13 protein-coding genes and 3 tRNA genes are annotated in these 16,995 nt (G+C 69.8%); 10 read left to right on the forward strand and 6 right to left on the reverse strand.

From position 1 onward, the window contains the following. Nucleotides 1-27: 27 nt before the first annotated feature. Nucleotides 28-1,254 (reverse strand): isochorismate synthase, encoded by a 1,227-nt coding sequence (locus tag JUB10_RS04415; protein ID WP_207454488.1) that lies wholly within the window; start codon nt 1,252-1,254, stop codon nt 28-30. Nucleotides 1,255-1,295: 41 nt separating this feature from the next. Here JUB10_RS04415 and ubiE point away from each other — a divergent pair, with 41 nt between their 5' ends. From ubiE to JUB10_RS04430, 3 genes are all read left to right on the forward strand, one after another. Beyond that, a complete protein-coding gene (ubiE, locus tag JUB10_RS04420; RefSeq protein WP_307859092.1) occupies nt 1,296-2,048 on the forward strand; it encodes a bifunctional demethylmenaquinone methyltransferase/2-methoxy-6-polyprenyl-1,4-benzoquinol methylase UbiE in 753 nt (250 codons plus the stop codon). Between the two features lie 53 nt (nt 2,049-2,101). Next, complete coding sequence (locus JUB10_RS04425) at nt 2,102-3,181, forward strand: polyprenyl synthetase family protein (RefSeq protein ID WP_207454489.1); 1,080 nt, start codon at nt 2,102-2,104, stop codon at nt 3,179-3,181. Nucleotides 3,182-3,248: 67 nt separating this feature from the next. Beyond that, nucleotides 3,249-4,613 carry an FAD-dependent oxidoreductase gene (locus JUB10_RS04430; protein WP_307859093.1) on the forward strand — a complete coding sequence of 455 codons (1,365 nt, stop codon included), beginning with the start codon at nt 3,249-3,251 and terminating at the stop codon, nt 4,611-4,613. Nucleotides 4,614-4,801: 188 nt separating this feature from the next. Here JUB10_RS04430 and cls read toward each other — a convergent pair whose 3' ends face one another. The 3 genes from cls to JUB10_RS04445 all read right to left on the reverse strand — a co-directional run bounded on the left by cls (nt 4,802) and on the right by JUB10_RS04445 (nt 7,121). Further along, nucleotides 4,802-6,262 carry a cardiolipin synthase gene (gene cls / locus JUB10_RS04435; RefSeq protein ID WP_207454490.1) on the reverse strand — a complete coding sequence of 487 codons (1,461 nt, stop codon included), beginning with the start codon at nt 6,260-6,262 and terminating at the stop codon, nt 4,802-4,804. Between the two features lie 62 nt (nt 6,263-6,324). Next, nucleotides 6,325-6,624, reverse strand: coding sequence for a chorismate mutase (locus tag JUB10_RS04440; protein ID WP_207454491.1), 300 nt, complete (start codon nt 6,622-6,624; stop codon nt 6,325-6,327). A gap of 8 nt (nt 6,625-6,632) precedes the next feature. Then, the gene (locus JUB10_RS04445; RefSeq protein ID WP_207454492.1) at nt 6,633-7,121 is read right to left on the reverse strand and encodes a YajQ family cyclic di-GMP-binding protein; all 489 of its coding nucleotides are present in this window, start codon (nt 7,119-7,121) and stop codon (nt 6,633-6,635) included. 125 nt (nt 7,122-7,246) lie between these two features. Here JUB10_RS04445 and JUB10_RS04450 point away from each other — a divergent pair. The 3 genes from JUB10_RS04450 to JUB10_RS04460 all read left to right on the forward strand — a co-directional run bounded on the left by JUB10_RS04450 (nt 7,247) and on the right by JUB10_RS04460 (nt 10,019). Beyond that, nucleotides 7,247-7,331: transfer RNA gene (locus tag JUB10_RS04450), tRNA-Tyr, on the forward strand. Between the two features lie 166 nt (nt 7,332-7,497). Continuing rightward, the gene (locus JUB10_RS04455; RefSeq protein ID WP_207454493.1) at nt 7,498-8,301 is read left to right on the forward strand and encodes an inositol monophosphatase family protein; all 804 of its coding nucleotides are present in this window, start codon (nt 7,498-7,500) and stop codon (nt 8,299-8,301) included. A 326-nt stretch (nt 8,302-8,627) separates the two neighbouring features. Further along, a complete protein-coding gene (locus JUB10_RS04460; RefSeq protein ID WP_207454494.1) occupies nt 8,628-10,019 on the forward strand; it encodes a M23 family metallopeptidase in 1,392 nt (463 codons plus the stop codon). Between the two features lie 452 nt (nt 10,020-10,471). Here the strand turns inward: JUB10_RS04460 and JUB10_RS04465 are convergent, their stop codons facing one another. Continuing rightward, nucleotides 10,472-12,172 (reverse strand): glycoside hydrolase family 13 protein, encoded by a 1,701-nt coding sequence (locus JUB10_RS04465; protein WP_207454495.1) that lies wholly within the window; start codon nt 12,170-12,172, stop codon nt 10,472-10,474. Between the two features lie 88 nt (nt 12,173-12,260). Here JUB10_RS04465 and JUB10_RS04470 point away from each other — a divergent pair, with 88 nt between their 5' ends. From JUB10_RS04470 to JUB10_RS04485, 4 genes are all read left to right on the forward strand, one after another. Next, on the forward strand, nt 12,261-14,120 hold the full coding sequence (locus JUB10_RS04470) for a glycoside hydrolase family 13 protein (RefSeq protein ID WP_207454496.1): 1,860 nt from the start codon (nt 12,261-12,263) through the stop codon (nt 14,118-14,120). Nucleotides 14,121-14,181: 61 nt separating this feature from the next. Then, on the forward strand, nt 14,182-14,607 hold the full coding sequence (locus JUB10_RS04475; RefSeq protein WP_207454497.1) for a VOC family protein: 426 nt from the start codon (nt 14,182-14,184) through the stop codon (nt 14,605-14,607). A gap of 71 nt (nt 14,608-14,678) precedes the next feature. Beyond that, nucleotides 14,679-14,750, forward strand: a tRNA-Thr gene (locus JUB10_RS04480). A gap of 17 nt (nt 14,751-14,767) precedes the next feature. Next, nucleotides 14,768-14,841 (forward strand) — tRNA-Met (locus tag JUB10_RS04485). A 239-nt stretch (nt 14,842-15,080) separates the two neighbouring features. Here JUB10_RS04485 and JUB10_RS14530 read toward each other — a convergent pair. Continuing rightward, nucleotides 15,081-16,661: an excalibur calcium-binding domain-containing protein gene (locus tag JUB10_RS14530; protein ID WP_242682159.1), complete on the reverse strand. Its 1,581-nt coding sequence runs from the start codon at nt 16,659-16,661 to the stop codon at nt 15,081-15,083. Between the last annotated feature and the right edge of the window lie 334 nt (nt 16,662-16,995).

The following is a 16,995-nucleotide window of genomic DNA, read 5'->3' on the forward strand; positions in this document are numbered from 1 at the left end:
CGTCGGCGGCGGGGTCCCGGCCGCGCTCTACCCGAACGCCTCCACGATCGGCCGGAACTTCATGCGGGTCTCCGCGAGTTCCCGCTCGGGCACCGACTCCGCCACGACGCCGGCACCCGCCCACGCGGTGACCTCGCCGTCGGGGGAGACCTGCGCCGAGCGCAGCGCGATCACCCAGTCGCCGTCGCCGTTCGCGTCGACCCACCCGATCGGCCCCGCGTAGCGGCCGCGGTCGAAGGGCTCGAGCTCGTCGATCAGCGACAGCGCGGCCTCCGTCGGCGTGCCCGCGACCGCGGCGGTCGGATGCAGCGCAGAGAGTAGGTCGAGCGAGGTCGACCCGTCGGTGAGCGTGCCCTCGACGTCGCTCGCGAGGTGCCACAGGTTCGGCAGCTTGAGGGTGAACGGCTGCTCCATCGACGCGAGCGCGCGCGTGTGCGGGGTCAGCGCCGACAGCACGCTCTCGACGGCGTAGCGGTGCTCGTCGAGGTCCTTGGTGCTCGTGGCGAGTGCGGCGGCCGCCGCCTGGTCCGACTCGGCGTCGCGTCCCCGGGCGGTGCTGCCCGCAAGCACGCGCGCCTGCACGACGCCGCGGTCGACGCGCACGAGCAGCTCGGGGCTCGAGCCGAGGGTGCCGTCGACGCAGAAGGTCCAGTTGTCGGGATAGGCGGTGGTGAGCTGCTCGAGCACGAGGCGCAGGTCCGCCTCGCGCGGCACCCGGCCGGCGAGGTCGCGGGCGAGCACGACCTTCTCCACGTCGCCGCGCTCGATGTGCGACAGCGCCGCGGCGACCGCGCGCTCGTAGTCGTCGGCCGACATGCGCCCCGGATGCAGCGGACTGCGGAACTCGGGTCCGAGCGGCGTGCGCGGCGGCACCGCGGCATCCGGCTCCTCGCCGTCGACGCTCACGCGGGTGACCCAGCTCACCTCGTCGGTGCGGCCGACCGTGACGCGCGGCACGACGAGCACGCTCGACACCTCGGAGCGGCCGGAGAACGCGAACGCTCCCAGCGCGACGAGGCCGGTTCCGGGAACGCCGACGCGGTCGTCGACCGTGGCGTCGGCCACGACGCGGTGCCACGCGGCGGCGGCATCCGTGATGCGGTCGGGCCCGGTGAAGGTGAGGCGCAGCGCCTCGCCGACGCCCGCGAGCCCCTGCCCGCGCCGCTGGAAGAGCAGCGGATGCCGGGGGTCGAGGCGCCGGAGGATCCGCCCCGGATCGTCGATGCGCTCTGTCGTCACGCGCAGCCTGGGCACCCGTCAAGCCTAGGCGTTCGACCCCTCTGTAGAATTCCGGGGTGACCAGAGCGGACATGAGCAAGGAGCCCCAGGAGGTCTCCGCGATGTTCGACGGAGTCGCCAAGAAGTACGACCGCATGAACGCGCTGCTGAGCGTGGGCAACGCGGCGATCTGGCGCCTCGCGACGGTCCGGGCCATCGCCCCCGAGAAGGGCGAGAAGATCCTCGACATCGCCGCCGGCACCGGCACGAGCGCCGCCGCGCTCGCCAAGAGCGGCGCCGAGGTCACCGCCGTCGACTTCTCGCCGGGCATGATCGCCGAGGGACGTCGCCGCCACCCCGAGATCGAGTTCGTCGAGGCGGATGCCGAGGTGCTGCCGTTCGGCGACGACGAGTTCGACGCCGTGACGATCTCCTTCGGCCTCCGCAACGTCAACCGGCCGCAGGTCGCGCTCGCCGAGATGTACCGCGTGCTCAAGCCCGGCGGACGCGTCGTGATCTGCGAGTTCTCGCAGCCGCCCGCCACGCTCATCCGTGCCGGCTACGGCTTCTACCTCAAGCGCGTCATGCCGACCGTCTCGCGCGTCGCGAGCAGCAACCCCGACGCCTACACCTACCTCGGCGAGTCGATCCAGGAGTGGCCCGACCAGCTCGAGCTCAGCCGCTGGCTGCGGGGCGCGGGCTTCACTCGCGTCGCCTACCGCAACCTCACCGCGGGCATCGTCGCGCTCCACCGTGGACGCAAGCCCGCCCAGGAGGTGCGCCTCTCGGTCCGCAAGCGGGCCGCCGCCAAGGGTTCGCGCACCGAATAAGGGCGCGACAGAACCCGACAGATCCTCCGACCCCCGTTAGTAGGCTGAGAACCGTGAATCCGAGCGTGCCCCTCGCTCGCCGCAGCAAGAGCACGCTGAGCGCGGCCCTGGGGTTCAACGAGAAGCTCTTCGCCAGCCGCGAGGAGCGTGCCTTCGCCGACGCCATCGACCAGGGGCTCGCGAAGGTCGAGGAGGGTCTGCTCGAGGAACTGCAGTTCACCGACGACCTCGCGGATGTCACGAGCCGCTACCTCTTCGAAGCGGGCGGCAAGCGCGTGCGCCCGACCCTCGCCCTGCTGACCGCGCAGCTCGGCACCGGCGCGACCGACGACGTCATCACGGCCGCGAAATCCGTCGAGATCACCCACCTCGCCTCGCTCTACCACGACGACGTCATGGACGAGGCGCAGATGCGCCGCGGCGTCCCGAGCGCACAGAACGTGTGGGGCAACTCCGTCGCGATCCTCACGGGCGACCTGCTCTTCGCCCGCGCCGCGACGCTCATCGCCTCGCTCGGCGAGGGAGCCGTGCGCCTGCAGGCGAAGACGTTCGAGCGGCTCTGCCTCGGCCAGCTGCACGAGACCATCGGCCCCCGCGACGGCGAGAACCCGATCGAGCACTACCTGCAGGTGCTCGCGGACAAGACCGGCTCGCTCATCTCCACCGCGGCCGAGGTCGGCATCATGTTCTCCGGCGCCGACGAGGCGCTGCGCGAGCCCGTCGTCGAGTTCGGCGAGAAGGTCGGCGTCGCCTTCCAGCTCATCGACGACGTCATCGACCTCTCGCCGCAGCCCGAGAAGACCGGCAAGACCGCCGGCACCGACCTCCGCGCCGGCGTCTCGACGCTGCCGCTCCTCTACCTCCGCGAGCAGGCCGAGACGGATGCCTCCGCCGCCGGCCTCCTCGCCCGCATCGAGCGCGAGGTCGAGGCCGCCTTCGACCCGGACGCTCCGGCTGAGGGTTTCAGCAGTTCCATCGCCGAACTCCGCGAACACGAGGTAACTCGTCGTACCCTCACTGAGGCGCACCGCTGGGCGAACGAGGCGATCGCCGCACTCGGCCCCCTTCCCGCGGGGCCCGTGAAGAAGGCTCTCACCCGCTTCGCCGAGCAGATCGTCGAACGCTCGTCGTGAGTCGGGCGCGTCCCCGTCCGGCCTGGAGCCGGGCGAGCGGGAGCGCCCGCCCCAGAAAGGATCACCCGTGAAACTGCGCGTCGCCATCGTCGGTGCCGGCCCGGCCGGCATCTACGCCGCCGACCTCCTGCTCAAGGCCGAACGCCACTTCGACGTCTCGATCGATCTGTTCGACCACCTGCCCGCGCCCTACGGGCTCGTGCGTTACGGCGTCGCCCCCGACCACCCGCGCATCAAGGGCATCATCAACGCGCTGCGCGAGGTGCTCGACCGCGGTGACATCCGCATCTTCGGCAACGTGCTCTACGGCCGCGACATCACGCTCGACGACCTCAAGCAGCACTACAACGCCGTCATCTTCGCGACCGGCGCCGTGAAGGACGCCGACCTCGACATCCCGGGCATCGACCTGCCCGGCAGCTACGGCGCCGCGGACTTCGTCAGCTGGTACGACGGCCACCCCGACTACCCCCGCGAGTGGCCGCTCGAGGCCAAGGAGGTCGCGGTCATCGGCAACGGCAACGTCGCGCTCGACGTCGCCCGCATCCTCGCGAAGCACCCCGAGGACCTGCTGCCCACCGAGATCCCCGCGAACGTCTTCGAGGGCCTGAAGAAGTCGCCGGTCACCGACGTGCACGTCTTCGGCCGCCGCGGCCCGATGCAGGTGAAATTCACGCCGCTCGAGCTGCGCGAGCTCGGCGAGCTGCGCGACGTCGACATGATCGTCTACGACGAGGACTTCGACTACGACGAGGCCTCGCGCAACGCGATCGCGACCAACAAGCAGATCACCGTCATCGACCGGGTGCTCACGCAGTGGCGCAAGCGCGAGGTCGGCCAGGCCTCCCGCCGCCTGCACCTGCACTTCTACGCGAAGCCGCTCGAGGTGCTCGGCACCGACCGGGTCGAGGGCTTCCGGTACGAGCGCACCGCGCCCGACGGGCAGGGCGGCGTCGTCGGCACCGGCGAGATCCGTGAGCTGCCGATCCAGGCCATCTACCGCGCGATCGGCTACTTCGGGTCGCCGCTGCCGGGTATCCCGTTCGACCACAAGCACGGCGTCATCCCCAACCAGGAGGGCCGCGTCGTCGACGACGAGAACGCCCTCGTGCACGGCGTGTACGCGACCGGCTGGATCAAACGCGGGCCCGTCGGACTCATCGGGCACACCAAGTCCGACGCGATGGAGACCATCCGCAACCTCGTCAACGACGGCGGCAACTGGTGGACCCCGGCGCAGCCCGACGAGGCATCCGTCGTCGAGCTGCTCGAGAGCCGTGGCATCGAGTACACCGATCTCTCCGGATGGCACGCGCTCGACCAGCACGAGCTCGCGCTCGGCGAGGCCGAGGGGCGCCAGCGCGTCAAGGTCGTGCCGCGCGAGGAGATGGTGGAGATCAGCCGCCGCCGCTCGGTGCCGGTCAGCCGCTAGGCCACCCTGCCCGGCGGTCGAGTAGCGCGGCAGCCTCGTATCGAGACCCTCGCGCTGCCCGGGGTCTCGATACGCCCGCTGCGCGGGCTACTCGACACCGGGGGTGCGCCCAACGGAGGAGATTCCGTCCTTTTCGGTCGGATTCCGACTCGCGAAGCCGATTTCTCCTCCGTTAGAGAGCAGTCGGCCTACTGCACCGCCGCCGTCAGGCGCGCCACGTTGTCGAGCGCGGCGACGCGCATCGGGCGGTTCAGCCACTCGTCGAGCGTGAGCTCGCGGCTCGCCTCGCGGTAGGACTGCTGGATGCCGCGCAGCTGCTCGACGAACGAGCGCCCGCGCACCATCACCGAGATCTCGAGGTTGAGGGTGAACGAGCGCATGTCCATGTTGCTCGAGCCGATGACGGCGACCTCGTCGTCGATCGTGAAGTGCTTGGCGTGCAGCACCGTCGGCGCGCGGTACAGCCAGATGCGCACGCCCGCGCGCAGCAGCGCCTCGTAGTACGAGCGCTGGGCGTGGTAGACGAGCGGCTGGTCGCCGATCTCCGACACGAACAGCTCCACCTCGATGCCGCGCTGCGCGGCGGTCGTCACGGCGTAGAGCATCGACTCGTCGGGCACGAAGTACGGGCTGGTCAGCACGACCCGCTCGGTCGCGTTGTAGATCAGGGTGTTGAACAGGCGCAGGTTGTTCTCGCCCTCGAAGCCGGGGCCGCTCGGCACGACCTGGCAGTCGAGCATGTCCGGGGCATCCGCGGGGCGCATCGGCTCGGTCTCGCGCACGAGCAGCTCGTCGGTCTCGGAGTACCAGTCGGTGATGAACAGGGCGTCGATGCCGGCGACGATCGGCCCCTCGAAGCGCACCATGAGGTCCTTCCAGTGCAGCCCGCGCCGGCGGTTGCCGCGCTTCTGGTAGCCGGAGTCGATCATGTTCTGCGAGCCGGTGTACGCGACGCTGCCGTCGATGACGAGGAGCTTGCGGTGGTTGCGCAGGTCGGGCCGCTGGAACTTGCCCTGCAGCGGCTTGATCGGCAGCATCAGCCGCCAGTCGACCTTGATCTGCTTGAGCTTGCGGATCGTGCGCCGGTAGCTGGGGTAGCGCCAGGTCGCGATGTGGTCGAGCAGCACGTGCACCCGCACGCCGCGCTTGACGGCGTCCTCCATAGCGTCGAAGAACGGGGCCGTCGTGTCGTCGAGGGCGAGGATGTAGAACTCGATGTGCACGTACTTCTTCGCGCCCCGCACCGCCTCGGTGAGCTCGGCGATCGTCTCCTCATAGTTCGGGAGCAGCCGCGCGGTGTTGCCGCCGACGAGCGGCATCGCGCCGAGCCGACGGTTGAGGTCGACGACGGTCTCGAACCACGGCGGCCACGGGGCGTCGCGGCGCACGCGCTCGATGCCCTCGGTCGTCTCGAGGATGAACCGGTTGATCTCGCGCTGCTTCTTGCGCCGCCCGCTGGGCAGCTTCGTGCTGCCGATCAGCAGGAACAGCAGGAACCCGAGATAGGGGATGAGGAAGATGGCGAGCAGCCAGGCGGTCGCGGTCGCCGGCTTGCGGTTGATCGGCACGGCCACGAGCGCAATCACGCGGAAGGCGAGATCGACCAGGATGGCGAGCACGATCAGGGCGGTCGTGATCCAGGCATCCATGCTCGAAGTCTAGGGAGAGCGGGCTGGACGCCCTTCGCCCCAGAACGGGCGGGACGGATGCCTCAGCGCGCGCCGTCGGTGCCGGCGACGCCGTGCTCGAGTCGGATGAACTCCGCGATCATCGCCCGGTAGACCGCCTCGACGACGTCCGGAGATGCTCCCGCCGCCTCGGCCCGTCCGCGCACGCGCTCGATGACCGCCTCGACCCGCGCGGGCGCGGCGATGGCCGAGGCATCCTGCCCGCGCTTCACCAGCCCCGCCTGCTCGACCCGGTGCTGCCGCTCGGCGATGAGCGCGACGATCCGCTCGTCGAGCTCGTCGATCGCCGCCCGGATGACGCCGAGGTCGGGCTGCTCGGGCACGGCGTGGACTAGCGGAAGTTAATGAACTGCAGGTCGAGGTCGAAGTCCGCGCCCTTGAGCAGCGCGATGGTCGCCTGCAGGTCGTCGCGGCTCTTCGACGTCACCCGCAGCTCGTCGCCCTGGATCTGGCTCTTGACGCTCTTCGGCGCCTCGTCGCGGATGAACTTGTTGATTTTCTTCGCCTGGTCCGACTCGATGCCGTTCTTCAGCGACGCCTCGATGCGGAACTCCTTGCCGCTCGGGAAGGGCTCGCCGGCGTCGAGGCTCTTCAACGAGATGCCGCGCTTGATGAGCTTCGTCTCGAAGACGTCGAGGATCGCCTTGACCCGCTCCTCGCTGGCGGCCTTCATGAGGATCTTCTCGCCGCTCCACTCGATCGAGGCGCCGACGCCCTTGAAGTCGTAGCGCTGCTCGACCTCCTTGCGCGCCTGGTTGAGCGCGTTGTCGGCCTCCATCTTGTCGACCTTGCTGACGACGTCGAACGAGGAATCTGCCATGCGTTCCAGCGTAAGGGAACGGACGCCGGGGGCGGAGAGCGCCCGTGTGCATCGGGCACCCTCGGCTGCCTGTATCCTTGTCGAGCGCATTCGGTCGCTCGAACCATCGCGGCTGGGCGCGCCACGGCGAGTTACCCAAGCGGCCAAAGGGATCTGACTGTAAATCAGCCGGCGTAGCCTTCGGGGGTTCGAATCCCTCACTCGCCACCAGCAGACAGGCGGGTCGGCGCGGACGAGAGTCCGCCCCGGCCCGCCTTCGTCGTTCCGGCCTCGCCCGAACAGCCCGGCTCGCTCTGACAGCCCGGATGACTCGGACGGCCCGATCCACTCGAACAGCCTCGAACAGCCCAGTTCTCTCGAAGAGCGGAGTACGCAGATGACCCAGCCCGCCGAGTTGCTCGAACTCGCCACCGCCATCGCCGTCGAGGCGGGGGAGCTCGTGCGTCGCCGACGTGCCGAGGGCGTCGAGGTGGCCGAGAGCAAGAGCTCGATCACGGATGTCGTGACGTTCGCCGACCGCGAGTCGGAGGACCTCATCCGCGCCCGCATCGCGGAGGCCCGTCCCGACGACGGCTTCCTCGGCGAGGAGGGCGGGGCGGCCGGCGGCACGAGCGGGATCACCTGGGTCGTCGACCCGATCGACGGCACCGTCAACTACCTCTACGACATCCCGTTCTACGCCGTGAGCATCGCGGTCGTGCAGGGCGAGCCCGACCCCGCCACGTGGACCGCGCTCGCGGGGGTCGTCGTGAACCCCTCGATCGGCGAGGTGTACACGGCTGCCCGGGGCGAGGGCGCGTACCTGGGGGAGCGCCGGCTGCACGTGCCGCCCGCGCCGCCGCTCGGTCAGGCGCTCGTCGCCACCGGCTTCAGCTACGAGGCCGAGAAGCGCGGCGACCAGGCCCACCGGTTCGCCAACCTGATGACCCGCGTGCGGGATCTGCGCCGGCTCGGCGCCGCCTCGCTCGACCTCTGCGCCGTGGCATCCGGGCGTCTCGACGCCTATTTCGAACGCGGCCTGAAGCCGTGGGACCACGGCGCCGGAGTGCTCATCGCGCAGGAGGCCGGGGCGAGCGTCACGGGGCTCGAGGGGCGCCGCGCGGGCGACCAGTTCACCCTCGCGACGCACGCGGAGCTCGCCGCGGAACTCGAGCGGGAGATCATCGCCGCCGGGATATGAGAGGCTACGGTGTCCCCCGAACGGGGTACCCCAGATCGGGTCACACGCCGGTCGATGCGTTTGGCTCGACCTCGGACCTCTGTTAGCGTCGTTTACCAATCCGTTACCTCTGGTCAGCCCAGAGAGCGGTGAGAACGACCTGAACCACCACTGCCAATCAGCCTCACGTACGGAAGAAGCGCCATGCTCAGCACCTCGACCACGGTCCCGGTGCTTCTCCGTCCCCTCCTGAGCGAGGGCGTCTAGGGATGACGACGGAGGTCGGCCCCGTGCGGGCGACGGCAGGCGAGGGTGCCACCCCTCGCTCCGACGGAACGATCTCCGAGATGACCTACCCCTCCCGTCGCGCCATGCGCGAAGCCGAGCGCGCAGCCGCCTCCGCCGTCGTCGACGTGACGAGCGAGCAGGAGCAGGAGCAGGTCGACGAGACCCGCCCGCAGCCCGCCGGCCGCCGCGCCGCGGTCGTGGCGGAGCCCGCGCCCGGCGCCGCTGCTGAGGCCGCTCCCGCCGCGCCGGCTGAGGCGCTCCCGCTGCGTCGCCGCGCCGAGGTGCCCGCGGCCGAGAAGACCGACGTGCCCAGCGCGATCACCACCGCCGAGCTCGACGCCCTGTTCAACACGGGCGAGCCGATCACCGCCACCGTCGAGATCCCCACTGTCGCGACCCCGCCGGCCCCGAAGTCCCGCGCGGAGGCCCGCGCCGCCCGTGCGGCCACCGCCCACGTGCGTGCCGAGCGCGCCGAGACCCGTGCCCGCCGCGAGCGCGCCGCCGTTCGCGGCCGTGCCGAGCAGGTCGCCGCCGCCGAGGCGCCCGAGGCTGAGGTCCCGGATGCCACGCTGCCGGTCGACCCCACCGCTCCCGCCCGTGCCCACGACGCCGGCATCGCCCACTCGCGCCGCGTGCGCGAGAAGGAGGGCGGCCAGCTGCACGAGGGCAGCCGTGCCCGGCACACGCCGCGCCGCGGCATCCGGCGCCCGCACGGCATCGGCGTCGCCGAGCAGGTGCCGCACCGCCCGGTCGGCGGTCGTCGCCGCACCGCCTCCAAGTTCGTCGGCGTACTCGCGATGCTGTTCTCGGGCGGCCTGCTCGTCGCGACGTCGCTGCCCGCGAACGCGTTCTTCGTCGACGGGACCTCGGTCGCCGAGGCGAGCGCCGCCCGCGCCACCGCCGGTGTCACGATCCAGGCCTCGGGAGGCGCGGCTCCCGCCACGGCGCTCCGCGACGACTACACGGTCTCGTCGTTCGTGCAGAAGTTCCGCATCGACAACCAGAAGGGGTCGTTCACCAACAACCCCTACGGCACCATCCAGTGGCCCTTCGCCGCGGGCGTGCCCATGAGCGCCGGCTTCGGCATGCGCGACCGCCCCTGCGCCGCCTGCTCCGCGAACCACAAGGGCCTCGACTTCGTGCCCGGCGAGGGCGCCCCGATCCAGGCGATCGCCGACGGTGTCGTCATCACCAAGTCCGAGACCGACAGCGGCTTCGGCAACTACGTCGTCATCCAGCACGAGGTCAACGGCCAGGACGTCCAGAGCCTCTACGCGCACATGGGCTTCAACACGATCACGGTCGACGTCGGCGACACGGTCCGCGTCGGCCAGCAGGTCGGCAACGTCGGCAACACCGGAACCTCGACTGGTGCGCACCTGCATTTCGAGATTCACCTCGACGGCGTGCCGGTCGACCCGTTCGCCTGGATGAGCGCGAACGCCAACTAGTCGAGCGGATGCCGCCGAGCCCCGAGCGGGGAGGTCGGCGTCTCCTTGCCGGGTTAGGCCAAGCGGCCCGGGATGCTCGAGGGCGGCGGCGCGCCGCCCCGCACGGGCACGAGTCGTCGCCGATACGGTCGCGGACGGCATCCGCGCGCGTAAACGGCATGACGCCGCATGTCGTTGGCGCGGAAGCATGCCGTCACGCTCGCATTTCAGATGTTCGGGTGCCGCAGCGCCCGGCCGCGCACGGTCTCGAGCCGTTGCTAACCGGCATTCGACCTGCGAACCCGCACTCAGAAGTGGGCGGGGTCACCGTTCGGTGGCGGCATAGCGGAGCGGGCGAGTACTAGCCCGCCCCAACGAAGCACGCGCCCGAACGAAACACGCACCCGACCGCGGATCACGCACCCGATCGCATGCATGATCCGCGGTCGAGTGCGTGATCGGCGCAGCGCCCCTCAGGCGGTGCGGATCCACACGGTCGTGTCCGCGGGCAGCGACCCGTGCGTCCCCTTGCCGGAGTCGAGCACGATCTCGCCGCCGGGCAGCCCGACCGGCTCGGTGCCGATGTTCGCGATCACGGTGAGGTCGCCGTTCGTGAACGCGACGACCGCGTCGGGGTAGCCGTCCAGCCACGTCAGCGAACCCGTGCCGAGGCCGTGCTCGGCGCGCAGGCGAAGCGCCTGCTTGTAGAGCTCGAGCGTGGAGCCCTCGGTGCCCTCCTGTGCGTCGCGCGCGTACGTCGCCCACTCGGGCGGCTGCGGCAGCCACGAGCGGCCGGAGTGGCTGAAGCCGTAGGAGTCGCCGGTCGAGGTCCAGGGCACCGGCACGCGGCATCCGTCGCGCCCGTACAGCTCGCCGCCGGTGCGGTGGAACGTCGGGTCCTCGCGCGCCTCGTCGGGCAGGTCGACGACCTCGGGCAGGCCGAGTTCCTCGCCCTGGTACACATACGCGCTGCCGGGCAGCGCGAGCATGAGCATCGACGCGGCGCGTCCGCGCTTCAGGCCGAGCTGCTCGTCGAGCTTCGTCGGGGTCTTCGGGCCGATGCCGGCACCCTGCGGCGGCAGCGGGTCGGCGGAGAAGCGTGTCGTGTGCCGGATGACGTCGTGGTTGCTGAGCACCCAGGTGCTCGGGGCGCCGACGGCGCTGAACGCCTCGAGGGAGTCGCGGATGACGGCGCGCACCTCGGCCGCGTTCCACGGAGTCTCGAGGTAGCCGAAGTTGAACGCCTGGCTCATCTCGTCGGGGCGAACCCACTTGGCGAGCTTCTCGAGCGGCGAGACCCACGCCTCGGCGACGAGCACGCGGTCGCCCTCGTACTCGGCGAGCACGTTGTGCCAGTCGCGGAAGATCTCGTGCACGCCCTCCTGGCCCCAGTAGGGGCTCTCGGCGGCGAACTCGGCGACGAGGGTCTCCTTCTCGGCGGCTGTCTCCTCGGCCTGGTCCTCCTCGAGGTCGGCCGTGAGCTCGTCGTCACCCAGCTGCACGAGCGGATGCACGTCGGGCAGCCCCTCCTGCTTGACCATGCCGTGCGCCACGTCGACGCGGAACCCGTCGACGCCCCGGTCGAGCCAGAAACGCAGCACCCCGCGGAACAGCTCGTGCACCTCGGGGTTGTTCCAGTCGAAGTCGGGCTGCGAGCCGTCGAACAGATGCAGGTACCACTGCCCGGGCTTCCCGTCGGCGTCAGTGATCTGCGTCCACGCCGGGCCGCCGAAGACGGAGAGCCAGTTGTTGGGCGGCACCTCGCCGTTCTCGCCGCGGCCGTCGCGGAAGATGTAGCGCGCCCGCTCGGGCGAGCCGGGCTCGGCCGCGAGGGCCGCCTTGAACCACTCGTGCTCGCTCGAGGAGTGGTTGGGCACGAGGTCGACGATCACCTTGAGGCCGAGCCGCTTGGCCTCGGCCTGCATCGCGTCGAAGTCGTCGAGCGTGCCGAACAGCGGATCGACGTCGGTGTAGTCGGCGACGTCGTAGCCCGCGTCGCGCTGCGGCGACGTGTAGAAGGGCGACAGCCACACGGCGTCGACCCCGAGGTCCTTCAGCTGCGGCAGCCGCTCGGTGACACCGGCGAGGTCGCCGATCCCGTCACCGGAGGCATCCGCGAAGGAGCGGGGATAGACCTGGTAGATGACAGCGGAGCGCCACCACTCGTTCGACATGTTTCCAACGTAGCCGCAGCGACCCTGACGAACGCCAGGGGGCCTTTCGCCCCAACCTCCGCTCGCCTCGCGTTGCTATCGTCTCCGGGTGCATCGCAACCTCGCTCTCGAGCCGCACCACGACGGGTCCCCGCTCTACGTCTCCACCCAGGCGCCGCTGCTCGGCGACGTCGTGCGCGTGCGTTTGCGCATCCCCGCCGTGTTCGGCGCGGTGAAGAGCGTGCACACGCGATCGAACCCCGACCGGGAGCCGCGGTACAGCGAGGCATCCGTCGTCGCCACGGTCGACGACTGGACGTGGTGGGAGGCCGGCGTCGAGGTCGAGAACCCCGTGCACGGCTACCGCTTCCTCGTGACGCTCGAGGACGGCGGCGACGCGTGGGTCAACGCGACCGGCGTGCACTGGACGGAGACCCTCGACGTCGAGGACTTCAAGCTCATCGCCTACCCCGAGCCGCCGTCGTGGGGCCGCTCGACCGTGCTGTACCAGATCTTCCCCGACCGCTTCGCGCGCTCCGCCGCGGCCGACGACCGCGAGCTGCCGGAGTGGGCGATCCCCGCGAAGTGGGACGAGCCCGTCGTCGGGCGCGGGCCCGAGACGCCGTTCCAGTTCTACGGCGGCGACCTCGACGGCATCGTCGAGCACCTCGACCACCTCGAGCGGCTGGGCGTCACGACGATCTACCTGACCCCGGTCTTCCCGGCGCGGTCGAACCACCGCTACGACGCGTCGACCTTCGACGAGGTCGACCCGCTGCTCGGCGGCGACGAGGCCCTCGTGCGGCTCACCGCCGCCGCGCACGAGCGCGGCTTCAAGGTGATCGGCGACCTCACCTCCAACCACTCCGGCGACGCCCACGAGTGGTTCCGCCGGGCCTACGGCGACACCTCGGCTCCCGAGAGCGCGTTCTACCTCTGGCTCGACGACGAGCAGACGAAGTACGTCGGTTGGCTCGGGGTGCCGAGCCTGCCGAAGTTCAACTGGAACTCCACGGAGCTGCGCCACCGCTTCATCGAGGGCCCGGACTCCGTCGTCGGCACGTGGCTGCAGGAGCCGTACGACCTCGACGGCTGGCGCATCGACGTCGCGAACATGACCGGGCGCTACCTCGACCAGGACCTTAACCACCTGGTGCGGCAGACCATCCGCCGCACGATGGTCGACGTCGACCCCGACACGCTGCTGCTCGCCGAGTCGACGAACGACGCGACGCTCGACTTCCAGGGCGACGCCTGGCACGGCGCGATGACCTACGCGAACTTCACCCGCCCGCTGTGGGGCTGGCTCGCCGAGCCGCTGAGCCCGGCGCTCGGCGGCATCGGCTTCGCGCACGAGCGCGTGCCCTCCTACACGGGCGACCAGTTCTACACCGCGCACAAGCAGTTCGCGGCGAGCTTCCCGTGGCGGGTGCGGCTGCACAACATGAACGCGCTCAACACCCACGACACCCCGCGCTTCCGCTCCGTCGCGAGTGCCGACCGGGTGCCCGTCGCGCTCGGGCTCTCGATGGCGATGCCCGGCATCCCCGTCGTGTTCGCCGGCGACGAGTTCGGTCTCGAGGGCTTCAACGGCGAGGCGTCGCGCACGCCGATCCCGTGGCACGACGCCGAGAAGGCCGAGCCGATCATCGGGCTCTACGCCGACATGATCCGGATGCGGCGCGAGCACGGCTCGCTCAACGACGGCGGCCTCCGCTGGCTGTGGATCGAGGACGACGCCGTCGTGTTCGTGCGCGAGACCGCCGACGAGAGCGTGCTCGTGTTCGCGAGCCGCGCGGCGACCACCGTCGTGCTGCCCGCGCACGCGGTGCCGACGGGCGGCACCCCGATCGTCGGCGACGTCGAGTTCTTCGAGACCGGCTCGGGCGTGCACCTCATCTCCGGCGGCGCCGCGTTCGCCGCCTGGAAGCTGCGCGGCGTGACGCTGCCGGCCTTCGCGGGGGAGTAGCGGCGGCCTGGCGGATGTCGCCGGTGCGTCCTACCGTCGGAGGCGAGGGAAGGAGTGCCCTGTGGCATCCGTTTCGAACATCACCTTCGACTGCGAGAACCCGCGCGAGCTCGCGACGTTCTGGTCGCACGTGCTCGGCTATCCGCCGGTCGAGTACCCGGACGAGCTGCGCCGGCAGCTGCTCTCGTCAGGGATGACCGAGGACCAGCTCGCCGACCGGTGGATAGCCGAGAGTCCGGATGGCTCGGGGCCGCGGCTGTTCTTCCAGCGCGTGCCCGAGAAGAAGGAGCGCAAGAACCGCGTGCACCTCGACCTGCGCACCTTCCCCGATCGCCGGGCGGCCCCTGCCGAGGTCGACGCCGAGAAGGACCGCGTCGTCGCGCTCGGGGCGACGGTGGTGCGGCTCGTCGACGGCATGTGGGGCCCGCACCCCGAGTACCACTGGGTGCTCCAGGATCCGGAGGGCAACGAGTTCTGCATCCAGTGACGGTGTGCGAAACACGCTCGCGCGGGTGCTACGCTCTTACGGTTGCAATCGCCGGGAGGCGAGAGCGGCAGGCCCCGATAGCTCAGTGGTAGAGCATCTCCATGGTAAGGAGAAGGTCGTCAGTTCAATCCTGACTCGGGGCTCGGTCCAGCAAGACCGCGGCGGGGTAGCTCAGGTGGTTAGAGCACACGGCTCATAATCGTGGTGTCGCGGGTTCGAGTCCCGCCCTCGCTACAGGAGCCCCGGATTTCCGGGGCTTCTTTGCGTTACAGTCGCGCCACCCCGCACACTGGTCCGCGGACACAACGTCGAGTGCCGCAGCGGCACGCTTGCCGCCCGTCTCCTTGGCTCCGGCTGAGGTTTCGAGGGCGCGGCGCTCTGCTGCCCTGTCTGCTGCCGGGCGACATTGAAGGCTCAGCCTCCCGTCCGCCCGCAGAGTTGCGGACGGACGAGAGGCCGGGCTCCTGTACTAGCTAGCTCCACTCGCAGGCGATGCCGTCGTTGTCGCGGTCGAGCGCGGATCGGTAGCCGGGCTGGCCCCGGTACAGAGGTGCTCTGCCCGCGTTGCGCACCGCGGTGCAGTTCGCGTAGTAGACCGAGGGTTGGGGTTGGGGTTGCGTCGCCGGCGGGGTGTAGACGACGGGGCGGGGCAGATACGTGCCTGGCGTAGGAGACCCGGCCCACTGGCCGGAATCCCAGCCTGAGCGCCAGGAGGGGCTGCCGTCGGCTCGGTAGATGACCAAGTTGCCGTCGTCCTGCATGTTCACCCAGGAGGTTCCCTCGCGCCAGGTGTTGGTGTTCCAAGCGGCTGCGCCGTTGCCGTAGTAGGCGACCAGGTTGCCGTCGCCCTGCATCCGCAGGGTCGTCGCTCCGTAAGAGCCAGCGGAGTAGAGCGGGCGACCAGTCGCGGACGCGTATACAACGGTGTTGCCATCGCGCTGCAGCGTTAGGTGGTACCGACCATTAGGAGACGTGATTCTCTGCCCAGGGAGCAGGCTGTCCCCCGGTCGTAGGCCAACGCGGTCCCAGCCGGTAGACCAGGCGGCCGTGTTGTTGGTGCGGTAGAGCACGGTGTTGCCGTCGTTTTGAACGGTCAGACGCGCGCCTGGGTCTCGCCAGGTTTTCGAGTCCCAGATGGGACGGCCGTTACTGGCGTAGATGACGGCGTTGCCGTCGGCCTGCATCTTGAATACAGCGCCATAGTGTCCCCACGTGTCGGAGCTGAACAGGATTCGGTTGCCCGGTGCGTAGGCGACAAGGTTGCCGTCAGTTTGAAAGGCCAGGACGTAGCGGCCGTCGGGCGAGCGAAGCGACTGGCCGCCGATGAGCTGCTGCCCAGCGGTGATGGTGGCCGTACCGGCGGGGCTATTGGTAGGAGTGGGAACGTCGACCCTAGCCGGCACCTCGATCGCTGCCGAACCGCAGGGGCCGGCCAGGAGGTTCTGTAGAGCGGCACGCTCGGAGGTGTCGATCGTGAGGTTCCACCGGTACTTGACCTGGACCCAGTTCCTTGCGTAATCGCAGTGCGTGCTCGTCACCGGCGGCAGCCATTGTGCGGGGTCTCGGTCGCTCTTGGACTGATTGACGTTATCGGTCACTGCTTCGAGCGAAGGTCCAAAGTCGAGGTCGTTGGCGAAGGCGCGACGCTGCTCCGGCGTCCACGCGGAGGCGCCAGACGACCATGCTTCGCTGAGCGGAACGAAATGATCAACGTCGACGTCCGACGCAAAGGTCCAGGTAGTCCCGTCGTACCAGGAATTCCATTGGCCGGTCGCAACAGTGCATCCTGACGAGAAGGTCACGGGAACCGTAGACTCCTGCTGAAGAACCTCCGAACGGGTGTCGCAACCGTCGCCGTCCGCGTCGATCCAATGCTGGAATTCGTCCCGGTTGTACGCCGGACTGGTGGAGGCGGGAGCCACCACCAGCAAGTTGAGTAGCTGAGTCGCAGAGGACGACGCCGCCGAAGCGGGCGCTGCCCCTGCGATGATGCTGCCGCCGACAACGGCGGCAGCAACGGCCGTTGCCAGACAGCGAGAGATTGCAAGATGCATAAAAACCCCTGTGGATTACATGTGAAGTGGCTCACGCTAGCATCGAAAAAGCTTTCGCCATGGCAGCAGTGCGATGAAACTTTGAGGGGGTCGGCGGCTATCTCGCTCAAAGCCTGAATTCTGCAGGACGACGCTCGCGAACGCGTGCTATCTCGACGCGCGGCAGGACCCGTGGGAAGGTCCGCGCCGCTACTTCGACTCGCATCGTGAGCGTCGAGGAGTCCCTGTGTTACCGGAACGTGCTCGCGCCCCGAGCCCCAAAGCCGAGCTTTGTCGTCCCGTCCTGTCGGTGTCTTCCGCCGCACCGCGACGGCGTGCTCGTTCTAGACCACAA

The organism is Desertivibrio insolitus (assembly GCF_017355965.1).
In the GTDB taxonomy this organism is placed as follows: domain Bacteria; phylum Actinomycetota; class Actinomycetes; order Actinomycetales; family Microbacteriaceae; genus JAFIQW01.